18 protein-coding genes and 1 pseudogene are annotated in these 19770 nt (G+C 69.5%); 12 read left to right on the top strand and 7 right to left on the bottom strand.

All coding sequences use genetic code 11. The features are described 5' to 3' along the window. Positions 1-42 precede the first annotated feature (42 nt). A complete protein-coding gene (locus ACL03I_RS14035; RefSeq protein WP_355070566.1) occupies positions 43-1713 on the bottom strand; it encodes an alkaline phosphatase D family protein in 1671 nt (556 codons plus the stop codon). A gap of 123 nt (positions 1714-1836) precedes the next feature. Between ACL03I_RS14035 and ACL03I_RS14030 the strand changes: the two genes are divergently transcribed. The 7 genes from ACL03I_RS14030 (at position 1837) to ACL03I_RS14000 (ending at position 9776) form a co-directional block, all read left to right on the top strand. Then, positions 1837-3180 carry a replication-associated recombination protein A gene (locus ACL03I_RS14030; protein ID WP_412806159.1) on the top strand — a complete coding sequence of 448 codons (1344 nt, stop codon included), beginning with the start codon at positions 1837-1839 and terminating at the stop codon, positions 3178-3180. 179 nt (positions 3181-3359) lie between these two features. After that, a complete protein-coding gene (gene alaS / locus ACL03I_RS14025) occupies positions 3360-6029 on the top strand; it encodes an alanine--tRNA ligase (RefSeq protein WP_364425850.1) in 2670 nt (889 codons plus the stop codon). Continuing rightward, positions 6029-6592 carry a Holliday junction resolvase RuvX gene (gene ruvX / locus ACL03I_RS14020; RefSeq protein WP_355070574.1) on the top strand — a complete coding sequence of 188 codons (564 nt, stop codon included), beginning with the start codon at positions 6029-6031 and terminating at the stop codon, positions 6590-6592. The genes alaS and ruvX overlap by 1 nt, the downstream gene beginning before the upstream one ends. Beyond that, a complete protein-coding gene (gene mltG / locus ACL03I_RS14015) occupies positions 6589-8091 on the top strand; it encodes an endolytic transglycosylase MltG (RefSeq protein WP_356961687.1) in 1503 nt (500 codons plus the stop codon). Before ruvX ends, mltG begins: the two co-directional genes overlap by 4 nt. Then, positions 8081-8899, top strand: a complete 819-nt coding sequence (locus tag ACL03I_RS14010) for a shikimate dehydrogenase (RefSeq protein WP_379250993.1) — start codon at positions 8081-8083, stop codon at positions 8897-8899. Before mltG ends, ACL03I_RS14010 begins: the two co-directional genes overlap by 11 nt. A gap of 122 nt (positions 8900-9021) precedes the next feature. After that, complete coding sequence (locus ACL03I_RS14005) at positions 9022-9246, top strand: hypothetical protein (RefSeq protein ID WP_355070580.1); 225 nt, start codon at positions 9022-9024, stop codon at positions 9244-9246. A gap of 50 nt (positions 9247-9296) precedes the next feature. Beyond that, positions 9297-9776, top strand: coding sequence for a B-4DMT family transporter (locus ACL03I_RS14000; RefSeq protein WP_412806158.1), 480 nt, complete (start codon positions 9297-9299; stop codon positions 9774-9776). Positions 9777-9840: 64 nt separating this feature from the next. Here the strand turns inward: ACL03I_RS14000 and aroB are convergent, their stop codons facing one another. The 5 genes and pseudogenes from aroB to ACL03I_RS13975 form a co-directional block, all read right to left on the bottom strand. After that, a complete protein-coding gene (aroB, locus tag ACL03I_RS13995) occupies positions 9841-10962 on the bottom strand; it encodes a 3-dehydroquinate synthase (protein WP_355070584.1) in 1122 nt (373 codons plus the stop codon). 365 nt (positions 10963-11327) lie between these two features. Next, a pseudogene (locus ACL03I_RS13990) lies at positions 11328-11846 on the bottom strand (shikimate kinase); the annotation flags it as partial. Beyond that, on the bottom strand, positions 11843-13051 hold the full coding sequence (aroC, locus tag ACL03I_RS13985) for a chorismate synthase (protein WP_412806186.1): 1209 nt from the start codon (positions 13049-13051) through the stop codon (positions 11843-11845). The gene aroC and the pseudogene ACL03I_RS13990, both read right to left, overlap by 4 nt. A gap of 96 nt (positions 13052-13147) precedes the next feature. After that, positions 13148-14029, bottom strand: coding sequence for a universal stress protein (locus ACL03I_RS13980; protein ID WP_364425842.1), 882 nt, complete (start codon positions 14027-14029; stop codon positions 13148-13150). 211 nt (positions 14030-14240) lie between these two features. After that, positions 14241-14714, bottom strand: a complete 474-nt coding sequence (locus ACL03I_RS13975; RefSeq protein WP_412806157.1) for a prepilin peptidase — start codon at positions 14712-14714, stop codon at positions 14241-14243. Between the two features lie 223 nt (positions 14715-14937). On the opposite strand from ACL03I_RS13975, the gene ACL03I_RS13970 reads away from it, so the two are divergent. Genes ACL03I_RS13970 through ACL03I_RS13955 form a run of 4 tightly spaced genes read left to right on the top strand, consistent with a single transcriptional unit; the run spans position 14938 to position 17481 of the window. Beyond that, positions 14938-16065, top strand: a complete 1128-nt coding sequence (locus ACL03I_RS13970; RefSeq protein ID WP_364425838.1) for a M24 family metallopeptidase — start codon at positions 14938-14940, stop codon at positions 16063-16065. A 48-nt stretch (positions 16066-16113) separates the two neighbouring features. Continuing rightward, entirely contained in the window at positions 16114-16677 is a 564-nt protein-coding gene (gene efp / locus ACL03I_RS13965; RefSeq protein WP_355070592.1) for an elongation factor P, read from the top strand. Between the two features lie 34 nt (positions 16678-16711). Then, complete coding sequence (gene nusB, locus ACL03I_RS13960) at positions 16712-17221, top strand: transcription antitermination factor NusB (RefSeq protein WP_355070594.1); 510 nt, start codon at positions 16712-16714, stop codon at positions 17219-17221. Continuing rightward, a complete protein-coding gene (locus tag ACL03I_RS13955) occupies positions 17218-17481 on the top strand; it encodes a YciI family protein (RefSeq protein ID WP_412806156.1) in 264 nt (87 codons plus the stop codon). Before nusB ends, ACL03I_RS13955 begins: the two co-directional genes overlap by 4 nt. A gap of 278 nt (positions 17482-17759) precedes the next feature. On the opposite strand, the gene ACL03I_RS13950 is transcribed toward ACL03I_RS13955, so the two are convergent. Then, a complete protein-coding gene (locus ACL03I_RS13950) occupies positions 17760-19076 on the bottom strand; it encodes an ArsB/NhaD family transporter (RefSeq protein WP_364425831.1) in 1317 nt (438 codons plus the stop codon). On the opposite strand from ACL03I_RS13950, the gene ACL03I_RS13945 reads away from it, so the two are divergent. Continuing rightward, the gene (locus ACL03I_RS13945) at positions 19076-19714 is read left to right on the top strand and encodes a DMT family transporter (protein ID WP_356961699.1); all 639 of its coding nucleotides are present in this window, start codon (positions 19076-19078) and stop codon (positions 19712-19714) included. The two genes, ACL03I_RS13950 and ACL03I_RS13945, sit on opposite strands and share 1 nt — an antisense overlap. Positions 19715-19770 lie beyond the last annotated feature (56 nt).

The following is a 19770-nucleotide window of genomic DNA, read 5'->3' as shown; positions in this document are numbered from 1 at the left end:
CGGGGGCTGCTGCCTCCGGAGACGGCGCGCGGCCGCCCCGCGCTAGCCGAGCGGGACCTGCCGCGGCTCGATCCGTCCCCCGCTGCGCACCGCGAACGAAGCGCCGTAGCGTACGTCGGAATTCGGGTCCGCCACATCCAGCAGGTAGTACCAGTCCATCTGCGCGTGGTCGGGGGTGATCTCCAGCACGCCGTAGCCGTGCGAGTCCAACTCCACATAACGCAGATGGCGGTTGACCGTCTTGATCGCTTCGGCGATCGGAGCGGAATTCGTGTGGACCATGTCGCCGATGCTGGTCGAGGTCACCGACGGCACCACGAACTCGGCGCCCGCCGTCACGCCGCCCGGGTAGCTCGCCACGTCCACGGGGAGATCGGCGGCCCACGAGGAGTGGATGTCCCCGGTCAGGAACAGCACGTCGGAAATTTGCTGATCGATGATGGCGCGGAACAGCCTGGTGCGGTCGGCGGTGTAGCCGTCCCACTGGTCGCCGTTCAGCGACGGACCGGACTGCGGGACGCCCATGGTGCTGGTGATCGCCGCCGTGGTGGCGGGCTCGAGCGGCGGGAAGACCAGCGGGGCGATCATGACCGAGTTGCCGACCAGCTTCCACCGCACCGGCGCGGAGGCCAAGCCCGCGGTCAGCCATTCCATCTGCGCCTTGCCGGTGATGGTGCGCGCCGGGTCGTCGGCCTCGCGCCAGTTCGCGCCCGGCTTCGCCTCCTGGTCGCGGTAGCTGCGCAGATCGAGCATGGTGAGCTCGGCCAGGGTGCCGAAGCGCAGCCTGCGGTAGATCCGCACGTCGGCGCCGGAGCCGGACGCCCGGACCGGCATCCACTCCAGATAGGCCTGCGCGGAGGCGGCGCGCCGGTCGGCCCAGCTGCCCTCGGTGGCGGGATCGTGATTGTTCGCGCCGCCGGACCAGGAGTTGTCCGCGGATTCGTGGTCGTCCCAGGTGCAGATGAACGGCAAGGTGGCGTGCAGGCCGAGCAGATCCGGGTCGGTCTTGTACTGGGCGTGGCGGATGCGGTAGTCCGTCAAGCTGACGGTCTCGTTGGCCGGATCGTGCGGGCGTACGGCGCCGTTGCGGCCTCCGTACTTGCCGCGGCCGTACTCGTAGATGTAGTCGCCCAAGTGCACGATCGCGTCCAGGTCGGTGCGGGCGGTCAGGTGACGGTAGGCGCCGAAGTAGCCCGCCTCCCAGTTCGAGCACGACACCACGCCGAACCGAAGGCGATCCGGTGTGTCCGCCGTGGCGGGCGCGGTCTTGGTGCGGCCCACCGGAGAGGTCTGGCCCAGGGCGGTGAATCGATAGAAGTACTCGACACCGGGAGCCAGGCCGGAAACGTCGACCTTGACCGTATGGTCAGAGTCAGCCGAGGTCGTCACGGCGCCGGACGCGGCGACCGAGGCGAACCGCTCGTCCGCCGCGATCTCCCACCGCACGGTCGCCGGGTCGCCCAGGCCCGAGCCGGGCGTCGCGTCGTCGGAGACGGTCACGCGGGTCCAGACGATCACGCCGTCGGCAAGCGGGTCCCCCGAGGCCACGCCGTGCCGGAACACCGGTGTCGCGGCTTCCGCGTCACCGCCGCCCAGCACCGCGGTGGCGGTGGCGGCGGCCGCGCTGCCCTTGAAAAGAGTGCGCCGAGCGAAGCGCGCGGTGGACGAGGGATCTGAAACGGATACGTTTTCAGGCACGGGTACCGATCCCATCCGAAGTACCGGCGACACGCAACTCCGTCTGTCGCCGCGCCGGTCGAGACCGCGCGGCCGCACCGGAGACGCATCCGGGAACGGCATGTCGTGCTGTCGGTGCGCCTCGGTAACGTTCTTGTCGTGAGCGATGGTTTGTTCGACGTGCCCGGAGCCGCGGTGCCTCCGGAGCATTCGATCGACACCGTGGTGCGCCGGGACGCGGGTGCGCCGCTGGCCGTGCGCATGCGCCCGGCCACGCTGGAGGAAGTGGTCGGACAGCAACATCTGCTCGGTCCCGGTTCGCCGCTGCGCAGGCTGATCGAGGGTTCGGGCGCCGCGTCGGTATTGCTGTACGGCCCGCCCGGCACCGGCAAGACCACGCTCGCCTCGCTCCTGTCCCAGGCCACCGGCCGCCGGTTCGAAGCGTTGTCGGCGCTCTCGGCCGGGGTCAAAGAGGTGCGCGCGGTCATCGATGTGGCGCGGCGCAGGTTGGCTACGGGCGAGCAGACCGTGCTGTTCATCGACGAGGTCCACCGCTTCTCCAAGACCCAGCAGGACGCCCTGCTCGCCGCGGTGGAGAACCGCATCGTCCTGCTCGTCGGCGCGACGACCGAGAACCCGTCGTTCTCGGTGGTGTCGCCGCTGCTGTCGCGCTCACTGGTGCTGCAACTGCGGTCGCTCACGGAAACCGACATCCGCGAGGTGCTCGCCCGCGCGATCACCGATCCACGCGGGCTCGACGGCGCGTATACGGTGACCGAGGCCGCGCTCGACCACATCGTCCGGATCGCGGGCGGTGACGCCCGCCGCGCGTTGACCGCTCTGGAAGCGTCGGCGGAGTCCTCGCTCGACGGCACCGTCGACGTGGACCTGGTCGAAGCCAGCGTGGACAAGGCCGCCGTCCGGTACGACCGCGCCGGCGACCAGCACTACGACGTGATCAGCGCGTTCATCAAGTCCATCCGCGGTTCGGACGTCGACGCCGCGCTGCACTACCTGGCGCGCATGCTGAGCGCGGGGGAGGACCCGCGCTTCATCGCCCGGCGGCTGATGATCCACGCGAGCGAGGACATCGGCATGGCCGACCCGATGGCGTTGCAGACGGCGACCGCCGCCGCGCAGGTCGTGCAGCTGGTCGGTCTGCCAGAAGGCCGCCTCGCGCTCGCCCAAGCCACCATCCACCTGGCCACGGCCCCGAAGTCCGGCGCCGTCGTGGCCGCGATCGGCGCCGCCATGGCCGACGTCGCGGCGGGCAAGGCGGGCCCGGTTCCGCCCCACCTGCGCGACGGTCTCTACCCCGGCGCGGCGGCGCTCGGCAACGCGCAGGGCTACAAGTACCCGCACGACGACAAGGACGGCGTGCTCGGCCAGCAGTACCCGCCCGACGAGCTGGTCGGCGTCGACTACTACCACCCCACCGACCACGGCCACGAACGCGAGATCGGCCCCAGGGTCGACAAGCTGCGCCGCATCGTCCGAGGCTGACCGCCCGGTAGCCGGCGCACTGTGTCGGTATCGGTGCATCCGACAAGGGGCGGAAGGAACTGGGTGTTTCCCGTGGCGGCGAGCCGCTGCGGGGCTGGGTTCACTGACCGGGCGGCGGGGCGCGACGGGAGCCCGGGCGATGAATAATCGCGTGCGCGGCACCGGTAGGCTGGGTATTCGTGCAGACCCACGAGATTCGACGGCGTTTCCTGGACCATTTCCTCCGTGCCGGCCATACCGAGGTGCCGAGTGCCTCGCTGATCCTGGCCGACCCGAACCTGCTGTTCGTCAACGCGGGCATGGTCCAGTTCAAGCCGTACTTCCTGGGTCAGGAGGCGCCGCCCTACCCGCGGGCGACCAGCGTGCAGAAATGCGTGCGAACCGGCGATATCGAAGAGGTCGGCGTCACCACGCGGCACAACACCTTCTTCCAGATGGCGGGCAACTTCTCCTTCGGTGATTACTTCAAGGAGGGGGCGATCACCCTCGCCTGGGAGCTGATCTCCAAGCCGCAGGACGACGGCGGTTACGGGTTCGATCCCGAGCGGATCTGGGTGACCGTGTACCAGGACGACCCGGAGGCCGCCGAGATCTGGAAGCGGGTCGCGGGGATCCCCGAGGAGCGCATCCAGTTCCGCGACGGCAAGGACAACTACTGGGACATGGGCGTGCCCGGCCCCGGCGGACCCTGCTCGGAGATCTACTACGACCGCGGCCCCGAGTACGGCCGCGACGGCGGGCCGGTCGCCGACGAGGACCGCTACCTCGAGATCTGGAACCTCGTGTTCATGCAGGACATCCGCGGTGAGTTGAGCCCCAAACTCGGGCACTCGCCGGTCGGGTCGCTGCCGAAGAAGAACATCGACACCGGCATGGGGGTCGAGCGCATCGCGCTGCTGCTGCAGGGCGTGGACAACGTCTACGAGACCGACCTGCTGCGCCCGATCATCGACAAGGCCGAGGAACTGACCGGACGCTCCTACGGCGTCCAGCACGAGGACGACGTCCGCTTCCGCGTGATCGCCGACCATGCTCGCACCGCCGCCATGCTGATCGCCGACGGCGTGAACCCGGGCAACGACGGCCGCGGGTACGTGCTGCGCCGCCTGCTGCGCCGCATCGTGCGCTCGGCCCGCCTGCTCGGCGCCGAGAAGCCGGTGATGAGCGAGTTCATGAAGGTCGTCAGCGACCTGATGGCCCCGTCCTACCCGGAGCTGGCCACCGACTTCCGCCGCATCGAGACCGTCGCGGTCGGCGAGGAGACGGCGTTCCTGAAGACGCTGAACACGGGCTCCACCCTGTTCGACAACACCGCCGCCGCGGTGAAGGCCCATGGCGGCAGCACGATCGCCGGGTCCGACGCGTTCACCCTGCACGACACCTACGGCTTCCCGATCGATCTGACGCTGGAGATGGCCGCGGAGGCCGGGCTGTCGGTCGACGAAGAGGGCTTCCGCTCGCTCATGTCCGAGCAGCGTCAGCGGGCCAAGGAGGACGCGCAGGCGCGCAAGCACGCCCACGCCGACCTCACGATCTACAAGGAACTGGTCGACCGCGGCGCCACCGAGTTCACCGGCTTCGACGAGCTCACCTCCGAGGCCACCGTGCTCGCCCTGATCGCCGACGGTGTGCGGGTGCCGACGGCGACCGTGGGGCAGGACGTCGAGGTCATCCTGGACCGCAGCCCGCTCTACGCCGAGGCGGGCGGCCAGATCGCCGACCGCGGCTCCATCACCGCCTCGTCGGGATTGAAGCTGCGCGTGAACGACGTGCAGAAGATCGCCAAGAAGCTGTGGGTGCACAAGACCACGGTGGAGCACGGCCAGATCACCGAGGGCGACGTCGTGCTGGCGCAGGCCGACCCGTCCTGGCGGCGGGGTGCCACGCAGGGCCATTCCGGTACGCACATGGTGCATGCCGCCCTCCGGCAGGTGCTCGGCCCGAACGCCGTGCAGGCCGGTTCGCTGAACAAGCCGGGCTACCTGCGTTTCGACTTCAACTGGCAGGGCCAGCTGTCCGAGCAGCAGAAAGCCGACATCGAGGCCGTCTCCAACGACGCGGTCGGCGCCGACTTCCCGGTGAACACCTTCGTCACCGATCTGCCGAAGGCCAAGCAGATGGGCGCGCTGGCCTTGTTCGGCGAGAACTACGGCAACGAAGTGCGCGTGGTGGAGATCGGCGGCCCGTTCTCGATGGAGCTGTGCGGTGGCACGCACGTACAGCATTCCTCGCAGATCGGCCCGATCACGGTGCTCGGCGAGTCGTCGGTCGGCTCCGGCGTGCGTCGCGTGGAGGCGTTCGTCGGCTTGGATTCCTACGCGTACCTGGCCAAGGAGCGCGCGCTGCTGGCCGGTGTCGCCTCCGCGCTCAAGGTGCCCTCCGACGAGGTGCCCGCTCGCGTCGAGCAGCTGGTGGAGCGGCTCAAGGTGGCCGAGAAGGAGCTCGAGCGCACGAAGATGGCCGCCGTGCTGTCCTCGGCGGGCGAGTTCGTCGAGAAGGCCGAGCGGATCGGCCGGCTGCTGCTGGTCGCCGTGGCCGCGCCGGAGGGCGTGTCCGCGGGCGATCTGCGCACGCTGGCCACCGACATCCGCGGCCGGTTCGGCAGCGAGCCCGCCGTGGTGGTACTGCTCGGCAACGCCGACGGCAAGGTGCCGTTCGTGGTCGCGGTGAACAAGCCCGCTCAGGAACTCGGCATCAAGGCGGGCGATCTGGTCGGTAGCTTCGGCCCGAGTATCGCGGGACGAGGCGGCGGCAAGCCGGAGATGGCGCAGGGCGCGGGCTCGGACCCGTCCGGCATTCCGGCCGGCCTGACCGCGGTCCGCGCGCGGGTGGCCGAACTCGCCGGGTGATGGGCGGCCCAGCGGAACCGGAGCGGTCGGCGCCCCGCGGCGCCGACCGGCCGCATCCGGCCACCGACCCCGGTCGGGGCAGGCGGATCGGCGTCGACGTCGGCAGTGTCCGGATCGGGGTCGCCGCGAGCGATCCCGACGGCATCCTCGCCACCCCGGTGGAGACCGTGCCGCGCGCGAAACCGTCCCGGCGATCGGCTCCCGCACCCGATATCGAAAGAATTGCCGAAATTGTGCGGGAGTACGAGGCAGTCGAGGTAATCGTCGGATTGCCGCGAACATTACGCGGGGAGAAAGGCACTGCGGCTACGCTGGCCAGCGCATTCGCTGAGCGATTGCGGGCTGCTGTCGTGCCGGTGCCGGTCCGGCTTTCCGACGAACGTTTGACTACGGTGTCAGCTGCACGTGCATTGCGGGACAGTGGAGTTCGCGCGCGTGGCCAGCGGCAGGTGATCGATCAGGCGGCGGCCGTGTCGATCCTGCAAGGATGGTTGGACGAACGGAGTGCGGTGTTGAGGTCGGTGGAAGCGGGACGTCCTGCGTCGTCCGGGGACGATGCATGACGGATCGGTGGGCGCGGGCCGAGGAACTGTTCCGACAGCGCGAAGCTGATCGGCGTTACCGGAGAGACGACCGGGCCTGGGGCGAGTACGACGGCGACCGGTACGACGACTACGACGACGACACGACCGTCATCCCCCGCTACGTCGACGACGAGGAAGAGCCGGAGCCCGCGCCGCCGCCACCGGCCCCACGGCGTGGCGGACAGCGCCCCAGGACGACGCGTGTCGAGGAGCCGCGCCGCTCGAAGCGCGCGGAGTCGAAACGTGCCCGGCCCGAGCGCTCCGGCCGCTCGCAGCGCGGCAAGCGATCCCGGGTCGCCTCCCGCAAAGCCGCCGAGCGCAAGAAGCGCCGCCGCAACCTATGGTTCGTCGCGGGTGTCTTCATCCTTCTCTTCGCCGGCGCCGTGATCTTCGCCGGGATGAAGTTGGTCGCCAGTATGGCTCCGCCGAAAGACTTCGCGGGACCAGGGGGACCGCTGGTGGTGGTGCAAGTGCATCCGGGCGACACCTCCCAGCAGATCGCGTCGACGATGGTCGAGCGCGGCGTCGTGGCGAGCTCGGGCGCGTTCTTCCAAGCGGCCGTGCGCAATTCGAACATGAACACGGTGCAGCCCGGCTTCTACGCGATCCCCAGCCAGAGCCCCGCCGCCGAGGCGGTGTCGGCGCTGGTGAGCAAGTCCTCGCGGGTCGGCAATCTGGTCGTCTCCGAGGGACGGCTGCTGCACGACCAACACGACATGAGCACCGGCGGGCGGTACGACGGCATCTACCGCAAGATCGCGGAGGCCAGCTGCATCGGCACGGGCACCAACCAGAAGTGCGTGAGCTACGAACAGCTCGATGCCGCGGGCGCGAGCCTGGACCTGGCCGCGCTCGGAGTGCCGGCATGGGCGATCCAGGGTGTCAAGGACTGCCCGGACCGGACACGGCAGCTGGAGGGCCTGATCGCCGCGGGCACCTGGGATTTCGATCCGAGCGGGACGCCTGCGGAGATCCTGCGGCAATTGGTGACCGCGAGTGCCAAGAGCTATGAGTCCACCGGACTGCTGCAGTCCGGCGCCGACACGAAACTGACGCCGTACCAGACGCTGGTCGCCGCCTCGCTGGTGGAACGCGAGGCGAAGCCCCAGGACATGGGCAAGGTGGCACGGGTGATCGTGAACCGGCTGCGGGTCGATCAGATGCTGCAGTTCGACTCGACGGTGAACTACACCCTGGATCGCACCGAGGTGGCGACCACCGACGCCGACCGCGCCCAGGAAACCGCCTGGAACACCTATGCGATGCGTGGCCTGCCCAAGACTCCGATCGCCGCGCCGTCGTTGAACGCTCTGCGTGCCATGGAGAATCCGGAGCAGGGGCCGTGGCTGTACTTCGTCACCGTCGACAAGCAGGGCACCACCCTGTTCACCGACGACTATCAGGAGCATCTGCGCCTGATCGCACGGGCGCAGCGCAGCGGCATCCTCGACAGTTCCAAGGACAGCGGTGGCCGGTAATCGCAAGGCGGCGGTGCTCGGGAAGCCGATCGCGCACTCGCGATCGCCACAGCTGCACTTGGCCGCGTACCGCGCGCTCGGATTGGATTGGAGCTACGAGCGCATCGAATGCTCGGCGGAGCAGCTGCCCGGGCTGGTCGACGGGCTCGGGCCGGAATGGGTCGGGCTTTCGGTGACCATGCCCGGCAAGGAAGCGGCACTGGCCTACGCCGATGAGCGCACCGACCGGGCCGTGTTGGTCGGATCGGCCAACACCTTGGTCCGCCGCGACGCGGGCTGGCTGGCCGACTGCACCGACGTGGACGGTGTGCTCGGAGCGCTCCGCGGCGGTGGTGTCACCGACCTGACCGAGGGCGTGGTGCTGGGGGCGGGCGGCACCGCGCGGCCCGCCCTGCTGGCGTTGTCGGAGCTGGGCGCGAAGTCGGTGACCGTGGTCGCCCGGGACGCCGGGCGGGCGCGCGGCGCGCTGGAACTCGCCGAGCGGCTGGGGATGATCGCGTCGCTGGCCGGTTTCGATGCCGGGGCGCTGCGTACGATCTGCGCGGCCGCGGGAGCCGTGGTGAGCACCATTCCCGCCACGGCGGCGGCGGTGGTCGCCCCCGCGGTAGCCGAGGCGCCGGTGGTGCTCGACGCGATCTACAACCCCTGGCCCACCCCGCTGGCCGAGGCGGTGGCCCGGTCCGGGCACACGGTGGTCAGTGGTCTGCAGATGCTGCTGAACCAGGCGTATGGGCAGGTCGAGCTGTTCACCGGGCAGGCAGCGCCGCGCGCGGAGATGGCGGCGGCGCTGGACGAGGGGCGTCGATAGCCTTCTCACCAGCGGTGCGTATCTGCTCTTTCCGCTGCCGTGATCGCCGGTTATGTTGTCCTCCAACGCGTTTCAACGGGAGGGGTAGCGTTGTGTTGATTCGACTCGGAGTCACCGTCGCGATGGGGATCGCGGCATCCGCGTTCGTCTTCGCCGGACAGTCGGCGGCGAAAGCCGATGGCTGCGCATCGGCGCAGCCGACTTGGGGGTTCCAGTGTGTTGCCGCGGCGTCGAACGTCGCGCTGGCGAACTGCATGAAAGAGGCGCCGCTGTGGCACAAAGACGGGAAGTGCATTCAGCGGAACGACGGTAGCGGTAGGTACGACCTCTGGATTCCATCCAACTGAGACACGCAGGGCCGTAGTCGCTGCCGAGAAACACGGCTATGGTGTTTCGCATGAATGCTTGGTTGTTGCGGGCCGTCGTGCTCGGCGCGCTGGTGGTGGCGTTGCGTGCCGGGCTCGGGTTCGCGATGGTGTACTGGCCGACACACGGGGCACTGATGCGCATCCTGTGCCTGGTCGTGCTGGTCGCGGCCATCGCGGCCTGGGGTGTGCTGGACGGTCGCAGGGACCGCGTCGAGAGCGGGGACGCCGAACGCGGCGCCGATCTGACCATGATGTGGCTGAAGGCCGCCGTTGTGGGTGGTGTCGGCAGCGGCCTGGCGTCCTGGATCCTGGACTGGGCTCCCCGGTTCGATCTCGGTGACAACGGCCTGCTGTTCGAACTCACGGCGGGCGCGGCGTTCATCATCCTGCTGATCTTCGTGCCCGCGCTGATCGGTGTCGGCGTCGGCCGGATGCTGGCCGAGCGGCAGAACGGCAAGGGGCTCTCCACCCCGCCGTCGCTGTACTCCGCCGCGGGCAGCGCGATCTGATTCCACGAGAAAACGGCGCGCCCGCAGCGGGCGCGCCGTTTTCGTCTCTCGCGGCCGCCGCGGGCTAGAGCAGCACCGCGCCGCCGCTCGGACTGTCCTCCCGCGCGATCGCCGAGTAAGCGGCGGCCAGCAGGGCGGGATCGGGTCCTTCCAAGCGTCCGGGTTTGGCCAGGCCGTCGAGCACGACGAAGCGCAGCACGCCGGAGCGGGTCTTCTTGTCCGTCTGCATGGCGTCCAGCAGCTGAGGCAGCGCGTCGGCGTCGTAGCTGGTCGGCAGGCCGACGGCGGACAGGATCGCGCGATGACGGTCGGCGGTGGCGTCATCGAGACGACCCGCGAGACGACCGAGCTCGGCGGCGAACACCAGTCCGACGGAGACCGCGGCGCCGTGCCGCCACCGGTAACGCTCCCGCCGTTCGATCGCGTGCCCCAGGGTGTGACCGTAGTTCAGGATCTCGCGGAGGCTGGATTCCTTCAGATCGGCGGCGACGACGTCGGCTTTCACCTGGATCGCGCGACGGATCAGCTCCGGCAGCACCTCGCCGGACGGGTCGAGGGCGGCCTCCGGGTCGCGCTCCACCAGCTCCAGGATCACCGGGTCGGCGATGAAACCGGCTTTGATGATCTCCGCCATGCCCGCGACGATCTCGTTGCGCGGCACCGTCTCCAGGGTGGCCAGGTCGACCAGCACGGCGGCCGGCTCGTGGAAGCAGCCGACGAGATTCTTGCCCGCCTCGGTGTTGATGCCGGTCTTGCCGCCGACCGCCGCATCGACCATCGCCAGCAGCGTGGTCGGCACGTGCACGATCCGCACCCCGCGCATCCAGGTGGCGGCGACGAAACCGGCCAGATCGGTCGCCGCGCCGCCGCCGAGGCTGACCACGACGTCGTTGCGGGTCAGGCCGATACGCCCCAGCACCTCCCAGCAGAAGCCGGCGACCGCGAGTTCCTTGCCCGCCTCGGCGTCCGGGATCTCGATCCGGTGCGCGTCGATACCGGTGTCGGCCAGCGCCTTTCGCACCACTTCGGCGGTCTCGGTGAGCGGCGGCTGATGGAAGACGGCCACGGTGCGCACACCTTTGGTCGCGCTGTGGACGGACTCGACGAGTTCGCCGAGCAACCCGCGGCCGATGATCACCTGGTACGGGTCGGCGGTCCGGACTTCGAGACGACTCGGCTCTGTCACGTGGCTTGCTCCGATTCTGTTGTTGCTGTTGTCGACTGCTGCCGCGCCCGGGAGCGGGCGCGGCGTGCGCGGGCGCGCCGGGATCGGCTGCCCGCCGCCGTCTCCCCGTTGCCCGCCCCGCCCTCGGCGTCGGGTTCGCTCGTGACGCTCCTGCGGCTGCGCCGGGAGCGCACCGTGGCGGTCACCGCCGCTTCCGCCGCGGCGCCGGTCGCGGTGTCGGTGGTCTCGGACTGATCGGCGGTCTTGCGCCGCGCCGCCGCTCTTGCTCTCGCACGTCGGCGGGCCCGGGATCGGCTGCTGCCCTGCGGGATTCCGCTCGGCGGTGGCCGGAGATCCGTTTCGGCCGGTTCGACCGGCTCCATACCGAGCTTGGTCATGATCATCCGCACCACGCGGCCGGGACTGCGGCCGTCGGTACGAACCCGGACGGTCGCCACTTCCCGGTACAGCGGCCGACGGGTACGCATCAGTTCCCGGTACTTCGCGCCGGGGTCGGCGCCGTTGAGCAGCGGCCGCTGCGTGCTCGCGCCGGTGCGCCGAAGACCCTCCGCGATACTGATCTCCAGGTAGACGACGGTGCGGCCGCGCAGGAGTGCCCTGGTGTGCTCGGACAGCACGGCACCGCCGCCGAGCGAGACCACACCGCGTTCGGCGAGGACGGCGCGGCGCACCACCCGCTCCTCGATCTTGCGGAATTCGGGCTCACCGTCTTCGGCGAATATCTCCGGGATCGTGCGACCGGTCTCCCGCTCGATGCCGGCATCGGTGTCGTACAGCTCGACGCCGAGTTCCCTGGCGAGCTTGCGGCCGATCGTGGATTTCCCCGCCCCCGGCGGTCCGACCAGCACCACGCGCGGGGCGCGCGGATCGGTCTGCACGATCATTGCGACCGACTGTCCGCGGGCACGTGCGGGCGAGTGCTGATGCGCTTGACGTAGCTGGTGATGTTCTCGACGGTCTCGGTGAGCGAGTCGCCGCCGAACTTCTCCAGCGCGGCCTGCGCGACGACCAGCGCCACCATGGATTCGGCGACCACGCCCGCGGCGGGCACGGCGCAGACGTCCGAGCGCTGATGGATGGCGACGGCCTCGTCGCCGGTGGTCATGTCGACGGTGGACAGCGCGCGCGGCACCGTGGAGATCGGCTTCATGGCCGCGCGCACGCGCAGCGCCTCGCCGTTGGTCATGCCGCCTTCCAGGCCGCCGGCGCGGTTGGTGGAACGCAGCACGCCGTCGGGGCCGGGGCGCATTTCGTCGTGCGCCTGGCTGCCGCGGCGGCGCGCGGTCTCGAAACCGTCGCCGACCTCGACGCCCTTGATGGCCTGGATGCCCATCAGTGCGGCGGCGAGCCGCGAGTCCAGCCGGTTCTCGCCGCTGGTGAACGAGCCGAGGCCGACCGGAAGCCCCTCCACGACCACCTCGACAACACCACCGAGGGTGTCGCCGTCCTTCTTGGCGGCCTCGATCTCCGCGATCATCGCGGCTTCGGCGTCCTTGTCGAAGGCACGCACCGGGCTCTCGTCCACCGTGGCGAGGTCGGCGGCGCCCGGCACGAGGCCGGAAGTGTTCTGCGCCGCGCCGATCGACACGACGTGCGAGACGACCTCCGCGCCGAACGCCTGGCGCAGGAAATTGCGCGCGACGGTGCCCGCCGCGACGCGCGCGGCGGTCTCCCTGGCGCTGGCGCGCTCGAGCACGTTACGGGCGTCGTCGAAGTTGTACTTGAGCATGCCGGAGTAGTCGGCGTGCCCGGGCCGGGGCCTGGTCAAGGGTGCGTTGCGGGCCAGGTCGGCGAGTTCGGCCGGATCGACCGGATCGGCGGACATCACCGTGGTCCACTTCGGCCACTCGGAGTTGGCCACCTCGATGGCCACCGGGCCGCCCATGGTGCGCCCGTGCCGCACGCCGCCGATGACGGTGACCTTGTCGGCCTCGAACTTCATCCGGGCGCCGCGACCGTAGCCGAGCCTGCGACGGGCCAGCTGCGCGGAGATCTCGTCCGACGTGACCTCGACGCCTGCCACCATCCCCTCCAGGAGGGCGACGAGAGCGGGACCATGGGATTCTCCGGCAGTTATCCAACGCAGCACATTGTTCATCTTCCCATGTCGACGCCCGTGCTCCGGAACGTGGCCCGCCGTGACGAACCGCACGCCGGGGAGCCAGGGTACCGCGGGCCGAGGCGCTCAGCGGGCTATGACAATGGGGCGGTCCACCGAGCGGAGCAGCGCGTCACCGACCGAGCCGAACAGCAGTCGCCGCAAAGTTCCTCGGCCGCGGTTGCCCACCACCAGCAGCTGTCCGTCGCGAGAGCGTTCGAGCAACCCTCGCTCCGGACGGTCGCGGACGACCTCGCGCCGGATGGTCAGCTCCGGGTACTGCTCCTGCCAGCCGGCCAAGCTGGTCGCGAGCAACGCCTCCTCGGTCCGGCGCAGGGCGGCCCAGTCGGTGCCGATCGCGGCCAGCGGCTCGACCTCACCCCAGGTGTGCACGGCCACCAGTTCGACCCCGCGGAGCGACGCCTCGGTCGCGGCGACCCCGATGGCGGCCTGCTCGGCGGTGGAGCCGTCCACGCCGACGATCACCGGGTTGGTGGTCGCCCGGTCCCACAGCGGCGTCTCGGCGGGCACCACCGCCACGGGGCATTCGGCGTCCCTGGAGACGGCGGTGCTGACCGAGCCGAGGAGGACACGCTGGACGCGGCCGATCCCGCGGGTGCCGACCACGAGCATCGCCGCGCTCCGGGAGCGTTCGATGAGGGCGGTGGCGATGTGCGCCGTGCGGATCTCGGTGCCGATGGTGATGTCGCGCACGGTGTGCGCGGCCGCCACGGCGGCGTCCGCCGCGCGCTCGATCGCCTCGTCCGCCTCGCGCACCCGCAGCAGCGCCGCCGGACGCGGGGGATCGTCGTCGTCGGAGCCGAGCGAGGACTCCACGACGAGCGAGATGTGCAGCGGAGCGTCGTGCAGCGCGGCGGTCTGCGCCGCCCAGCGGACCGCGACGATCGATTGCTCCGAACCGTCGGTTCCCACGACGATCGGTCCCCGCGACGGATGCCTCGGATTCACTGGGCGGCTCCTTCTCGACGCTGCTTCCGCGGTACTGGCGCACTCGAGGGGCGACTTCTCCGAGGCGCCGCATCTCGAGCGCTGACGTGGCGGCCGGTCGGAAAGTCGTTGCCCGCGATTGATGCTACCGATGAATTGCTATCGATTTGCTGGCTTTGTGCGGCGTCCAGCGCGGTCCGGCGGCATTCTGGTGGCGTCGGGCGGAGCGGACTCAGGTCGAGTCGAAGACCAGCGACAGTAGGGCCAGCAATGTCGCCAGGCACATCGCAGGGCCGTGCGGCACGGTGAGCGCGCTGTCGCCCGGGTCGGCGGGGCGGGAGCCGAATGCGCGTCGGCGGACCAGTGCTCCGAGCGCGACGCATGCGGTGAGCGCCGGTGCTCCGAGTGCCGCCCAAACCCACGGACGGGCGCCGCCAAGGGCGGTCGCCCCGCCCAGCATCACCGCGAGCTTGACGTCGCCCGCGCCCAGCGCGGCGGGCGCGGCGAGGTGCACCAGCAGGTACGGCGTCGAAAGCAACAGCGCGCCCAGCAGAGCGGCGGTGAAATGCTTTGTGTGCAGGGCATATCCGAGCACGACCAGCGCTCCGGAGCCGGTCAGCCGGTTCGGGAGGCGTCCTTCACGCAGGTCGAACGTCGTCAGTGCCGCGCACCAGACGGTGAGCGCGGCGCACGCGAGTGGAGTCATGGCTCCACCTTCGCCCGGTCCCGGCGCGGATCATCCGCTCCGGCCCGGAATGTGCACAACCGGTTCGGGTGTGAACAGGCTATGGGTCAGTAGTCCTCCGACTGTCGAGAAATGCTGGGCCGCAATGTTTTCGGGCGAAATTCGATGATTCGACAGCCGCGGACGGCCATGCCGATCACGCGTTGGCTGTCGGTGTGCGGTGTGTCGGCGGTAGTTTTGAGACATGTGTGCTGATCACCAGGGTCATGTGCCGGATTACGCGGCGCGGCGTGGCGCGCTGCGCAGCCTGCTGGTGGAGAACGGGGTGGACGCCCTGCTGGTCACCGATCTGGTAAATATCAGATATCTGACCGGGTTCACCGGCTCCAACGCGGCGTTGCTGGTGCATTCCTGGGACACGCGCACCGCCGAGGACCGGACCGTGATCGGCACCGACGGCCGGTATCGGACCCAGGTCGCCGAGCAGGTTCCCGATCTGCGGGCCGAGATCGCGCGCGCCGCCGCCCGGCGGATCGTGCAGCTGGCCGGTGAGTGGCAGGTCGGCCGGGTGGGTTTCGAAAGCCATGTGGTCACCGTCGACCAGCATCGCGGTTTCCTCGAACAGCGCACCGGCCTGGAGTTCGTCGCCTCGCCCGGGCTGGTGGAGCAGTTGCGCATGGTCAAGGACGCCTACGAAGTGGATCAGTTGCGGGCGGCCTGCGCGGCGGGCGATGCCGGTCTGGCCGCGCTGCTGGAGCGGGGCGGACTGCGTCCGGGCCGCACCGAGCGTCAGGTGGCCAGGGAACTGGAATGGGCCATGTTCGAACACGGCGCCGAAGCGGTTTCGTTCGAGACCATCGTGGCGACCGGCGTGAACTCGGCTGTCCCGCATCACCGCCCGACCGACGCCGTGCTGGCCGCGGGTGATTTCGTCAAACTGGACTTCGGCGCGGTGGTGGGCGGTTACCACTCCGACATGACCCGCACCTTCGTGCTCGGCGCGCCGACCGACTGGCAGCGCGAGGTGTACGCGCTGGTCGCCGAGGCGCAGCGGGCCGGGCGGGAGGCGCTGCGCCCGGGGGTCCCGGTATCCGACGTGGACGCCGCGTCGCGGGCGGTGATCGAGGCGGCAGGGCACGGCAAGTTGTTCGTGCACGGCCTCGGCCACGGGGTCGGTCTGCAGATCCACGAAGCGCCCGGAATCGCGAAAACCGGAACCGGTACACTTCTGACTGGCGTGGCGGTGACCGTCGAACCAGGTGTGTACTTTCCCGGCCGCGGCGGGGTCCGGATCGAGGACACGCTCGTGGTGCGCGAAGGGGGCCCGGAGCTGCTCACCCACACCAGCAAAGACCTGACCGTCGTCGACTGACGCCGGTCTGCCCGAGACCAAGCGGTAGAACGAGGAGATCCGAAGACAGTGGCGGACACCAGCGACTTCAAGAACGGCCTTGTGCTGAAGATCGACGGTCAGCTCCAGCAGATCACCGAATTCCAGCACGTCAAGCCGGGCAAGGGCCCCGCGTTCGTGCGGACCAAGCTGAAGAACGTCGTGTCCGGCAAGGTGGTCGACAAGACCTTCAACGCCGGTGTGAAGGTGGAGACCGCGAACGTCGACCGCCGCGACATGACGTACCTGTACCACGACGGCACCGACTACGTCTTCATGGACGGCGAGACCTTCGACCAGATCTCGATCGCCGAGGAGACCATCGGCGACGGCGCCCGCTTCCTGCTGGAGAACATGACCGTGCAGGTCGCCACGCACGAGGGCGCGCCGCTGTACGTCGAGCTCCCGGTCTCGATCGAACTCGTGGTCCAGCACACCGACATCGGCCTGCAGGGTGACCGCTCCACCGGCGGCACGAAGCCCGCCACCCTGGAGACCGGCGCCGAGGTGCAGGTCCCGCTGTTCATCAACACCGGCGACAAGCTGCGCATCGACTCGCGCGACGGCAGCTACCTCGGCCGGGTCAACGCCTGAGCCGCGGGCCGGCCGATCCCGGAATGATGTGACCGTGGCTGACCAGCCCGTGGACAAGAAGTCCACGTACAAGAAGCTCGGCGCGCGACACAAGGCCCGCCGCCGTGCGGTCGACCTGCTGTTCGAGGCGGAGGCCAGGGACGTCGACGCCGCCGACCTGCTCGACGAGCGCGCCGAGCTCGCCGCCCGCGACCAGTCGGTCGCGCCGGTGCACGCCTACACCCGGACATTGGTCGAGGGTGTGGCCGACGATCTCGACCGGGTGGACGGAACGATCGAGTCGTACTTGCAGGACTGGACCTTGTCGCGGCTCCCGGCCGTGGATCGCGCGATCCTGCGCATCGCGGTCTGGGAGCTGTTCCACGCGAGCGACGTGCCTCCGGTCGTCGCCGTGGACGAGGCGGTGGAGCTGGCCAAGGAGCTGTCCACCGACGACTCCCCGTCCTTCCTGAACGGCGTGCTGGGGCAGGTCGTCCTGGTGGCGCCGCAGGTGCGCGCCGCCGCTGCCGCGACGAGGGCCCCCCGCCCGGAGCCCGAGGCGTGAACAAGTACCTCGTCCTGGCGATGCGCACACCGCGCTTCGATACCGCCGTGATCGAGCCGCACCGGCGGTTCCTGCAGTCGCTGCAGGATCTGGGGCAGTTGCAGGAGAGTGGCCGCTTCACCGACGGCACCGGAGGCGCGTACATCATCTACGCCGAAAGCCTCGACGCCGCAAGGGAAATCGTGTTCACCGATCCGGTGCACACCACCGGGTCCTCGGAGCTCACGATCTACGAGTGGGAAGTCACGGCGCCGAGCTGACTTCGACTGCGCGTCGGAGCGTGCGCGGGCTTCCCGGCTCGGTTCGTGTTCCCGCGCGGCAGCGTGAGGCCGGGCAACGCGACGTCCGTGCAACTCCTACCGCAGACTGCGCATGGCTCCCGCTCGTGGGTGTACGGATGCCCAGCGGGAGCACCGGAACCTGGGTTCCGCGCGGAGACCGAACCTGGACGTGCGTCTCGATCCTGTCTCGACAGTATCCTCGTACCTCGACCGCACTCGAGGTCAAGCGAGGCGCTGACTCGCGGGTGTCTCGGCGGCTAACTCGTCATCAGCAGCGCTGTGACCGCGCCTGCGGTGGCGACCGTCGCGAGCGCGGCACCGGTCAGGACGAAACGTCGCATGGGTACCCGTACGCCGTGCATGCGGCAGAACTCCAGGCACAGCAGTGTGGCGAGCGAGCCCCACGGCGTGACGATCGGGCCGACATTGGTGCCGATCAGCAACGCGAGGAGTTGATCGCTGTTCTGCGCGGGGATCACCGCCTCGCCCGCGGTGTAGGCGGGCAAATTGTTCGCGACATTGGACAGACCCGCACCCGCCGCGGCGGCTCGGAAAGCGCCGGATGCACCCGAGTCGGTGCCGATCAGAGCATGCATCGAGTCGCCGAGGCCGAATCGGCTCAGGGTGGGCACCACCAGGAACAATCCGACCACGAACACGAGCAGCTGCCACGGGATGAGCGAAAGCCGCAACGCGCCGCGATCGAACACGGCGAACGCCGCCAACGCGATGAGCGCCGCGACCGTCGCCGCGACGCCGATCCGGTCGCCGACGACGGGGATCGCGACGATGAACAACAGACAGGCCCCGGCTGTCGTGTAGAACAACGAGCGCTCCCGGAAGTTCACGGGCCGGATCGGCTCGGGCGGCACGTAGCGGTCGGTTTCCCGGCGTCCGCGCCGCCAATACCACACCCACAGGCACACCGTCGTCGCGGTGATCGAGACCATCTGCGGCGCCAGCATTCTGCTCGCGAATCCGGTCGCGGTCAGTGCCACCCGGTCGGCGGCGAGCAAATTCGTGAGATTGGAGACCGGTAGCAGCAGGCTCGCGGTGTTCGCCAGCCACAGGGTGGTCATGGCCAGCGGCAGTGGCGGGATCCGAGCGGGCGCGGCGAGTGCCAGCATGACCGGGGCGATGAGCACGGCTGTGGTGTCGAGGTTCAGCAGCACCGTGGTCGCGGAGGCGAACAGCACGCAGAGGCCGAACAGCGCCGGGTAATGGCCGCGACCGAGGATCGCGAGGCGATGGGCGATGGCGTCGAAGACCTTCGCCTGCCGGGTGAGCTCGGCCAGCACGATCACGCTTGCGAGAAACAGCAGTAACGGGCCGATGCGGCGCATGTTCGCGGCGGCCTCGTCGCGGGGCAGGAGCCCGGTGAGCACGCACAGCAGGCCGGCCGCCAGCAGGGCGAGCCGGACCCGGTCCAGGACGCTGAGCCGCCGCTCGGAGGTGGTCGCGGGCGGGTTCCGCGTGGAGGAATCGACCAGTTCGGGCACGAGTGCCATCATGGCAGCCCTTCGTTCGCGTTCCTTCCCGGCCGAGACGGGCCACGGCAGTCCTCGCTTACCCATTGAACGTACCGTTATTCGATGGTACGTTATGCGGGTCACACAGGTCGGACGTCGGTTCCGGCACAACCGGTCCCATTTTTCGGGTGGAAAACGTTGTGTCCGACGCAATCTCGGTGTTCGTCCGCCGTCGAGCCAAGGATGTATTGCCCATGAGCCTCGTCATCGGACTGGTATTTCTGTTCATCCTGGTCGGAGGCAGCCTACGGTCGGCCGAAGCCGGCTGTCAGAACACGTTGATGAACCACATGAAGAACATGTGGCTCTGCGCGGTGATCTCGTATGCCGTTGCGCTGACCGGCTTTTCGATCTTCCTGGCGCTCTCGTCGAAGACGCCGTGGCCGACGCTCGACGACGTTCGGAACATGCCGTGGTGGGCGCCGTTCGGCGGCCTGCTGGGCGGCGCGGCGGTGATGGGGATGATCGCGGTCGCCCGGCATGTCGGCGTGGCGACCTTCAGCGCGCTGGTGATCGTCGGCGAGATGGTGGTCGCCGTGATCATGGATCACTTCGGACTCATGGGATTCGAAGAACGATCCGCCAGCGTTCCGCGTCTGGTGGCCTGCGGGCTGATCACGCTCGCGATCTACCTGATGGCCGATGAGCCCGCGGGCGACGAGCCCAGGGTCAGCGTCACCTGACAGCAATACGCCCACCGCTGCCGGTTTCAGCCATCCCACTTTTCGCACCCTCCCGA

It is taken from the genome of Nocardia sichangensis, assembly GCF_047200615.1.
Lineage (GTDB): Bacteria > Actinomycetota > Actinomycetes > Mycobacteriales > Mycobacteriaceae > Nocardia > Nocardia sichangensis.
Note: the sequence above shows the minus strand (reverse complement) of the source record. Positions and strands in the feature narration are given on the sequence as shown.

Coding starts and splice junctions, on each gene's coding strand:
- ACL03I_RS14035 (WP_355070566.1), bottom strand. CDS start 1,713: ATGGGATCGGTACCCGTGCCTGAAAACGTATCCGTTTCAGATCCCTCG.
- ruvX (WP_355070574.1), top strand. CDS start 6,029: ATGGGCGGCCCAGCGGAACCGGAGCGGTCGGCGCCCCGCGGCGCCGAC.
- mltG (WP_356961687.1), top strand. CDS start 6,589: ATGACGGATCGGTGGGCGCGGGCCGAGGAACTGTTCCGACAGCGCGAA.
- ACL03I_RS14005 (WP_355070580.1), top strand. CDS start 9,022: ATGGGGATCGCGGCATCCGCGTTCGTCTTCGCCGGACAGTCGGCGGCG.
- ACL03I_RS14000 (WP_412806158.1), top strand. CDS start 9,297: ATGAATGCTTGGTTGTTGCGGGCCGTCGTGCTCGGCGCGCTGGTGGTG.
- ACL03I_RS13975 (WP_412806157.1), bottom strand. CDS start 14,714: ATGACTCCACTCGCGTGCGCCGCGCTCACCGTCTGGTGCGCGGCACTG.
- ACL03I_RS13970 (WP_364425838.1), top strand. CDS start 14,938: ATGTGTGCTGATCACCAGGGTCATGTGCCGGATTACGCGGCGCGGCGT.
- ACL03I_RS13950 (WP_364425831.1), bottom strand. CDS start 19,076: ATGGGTAAGCGAGGACTGCCGTGGCCCGTCTCGGCCGGGAAGGAACGC.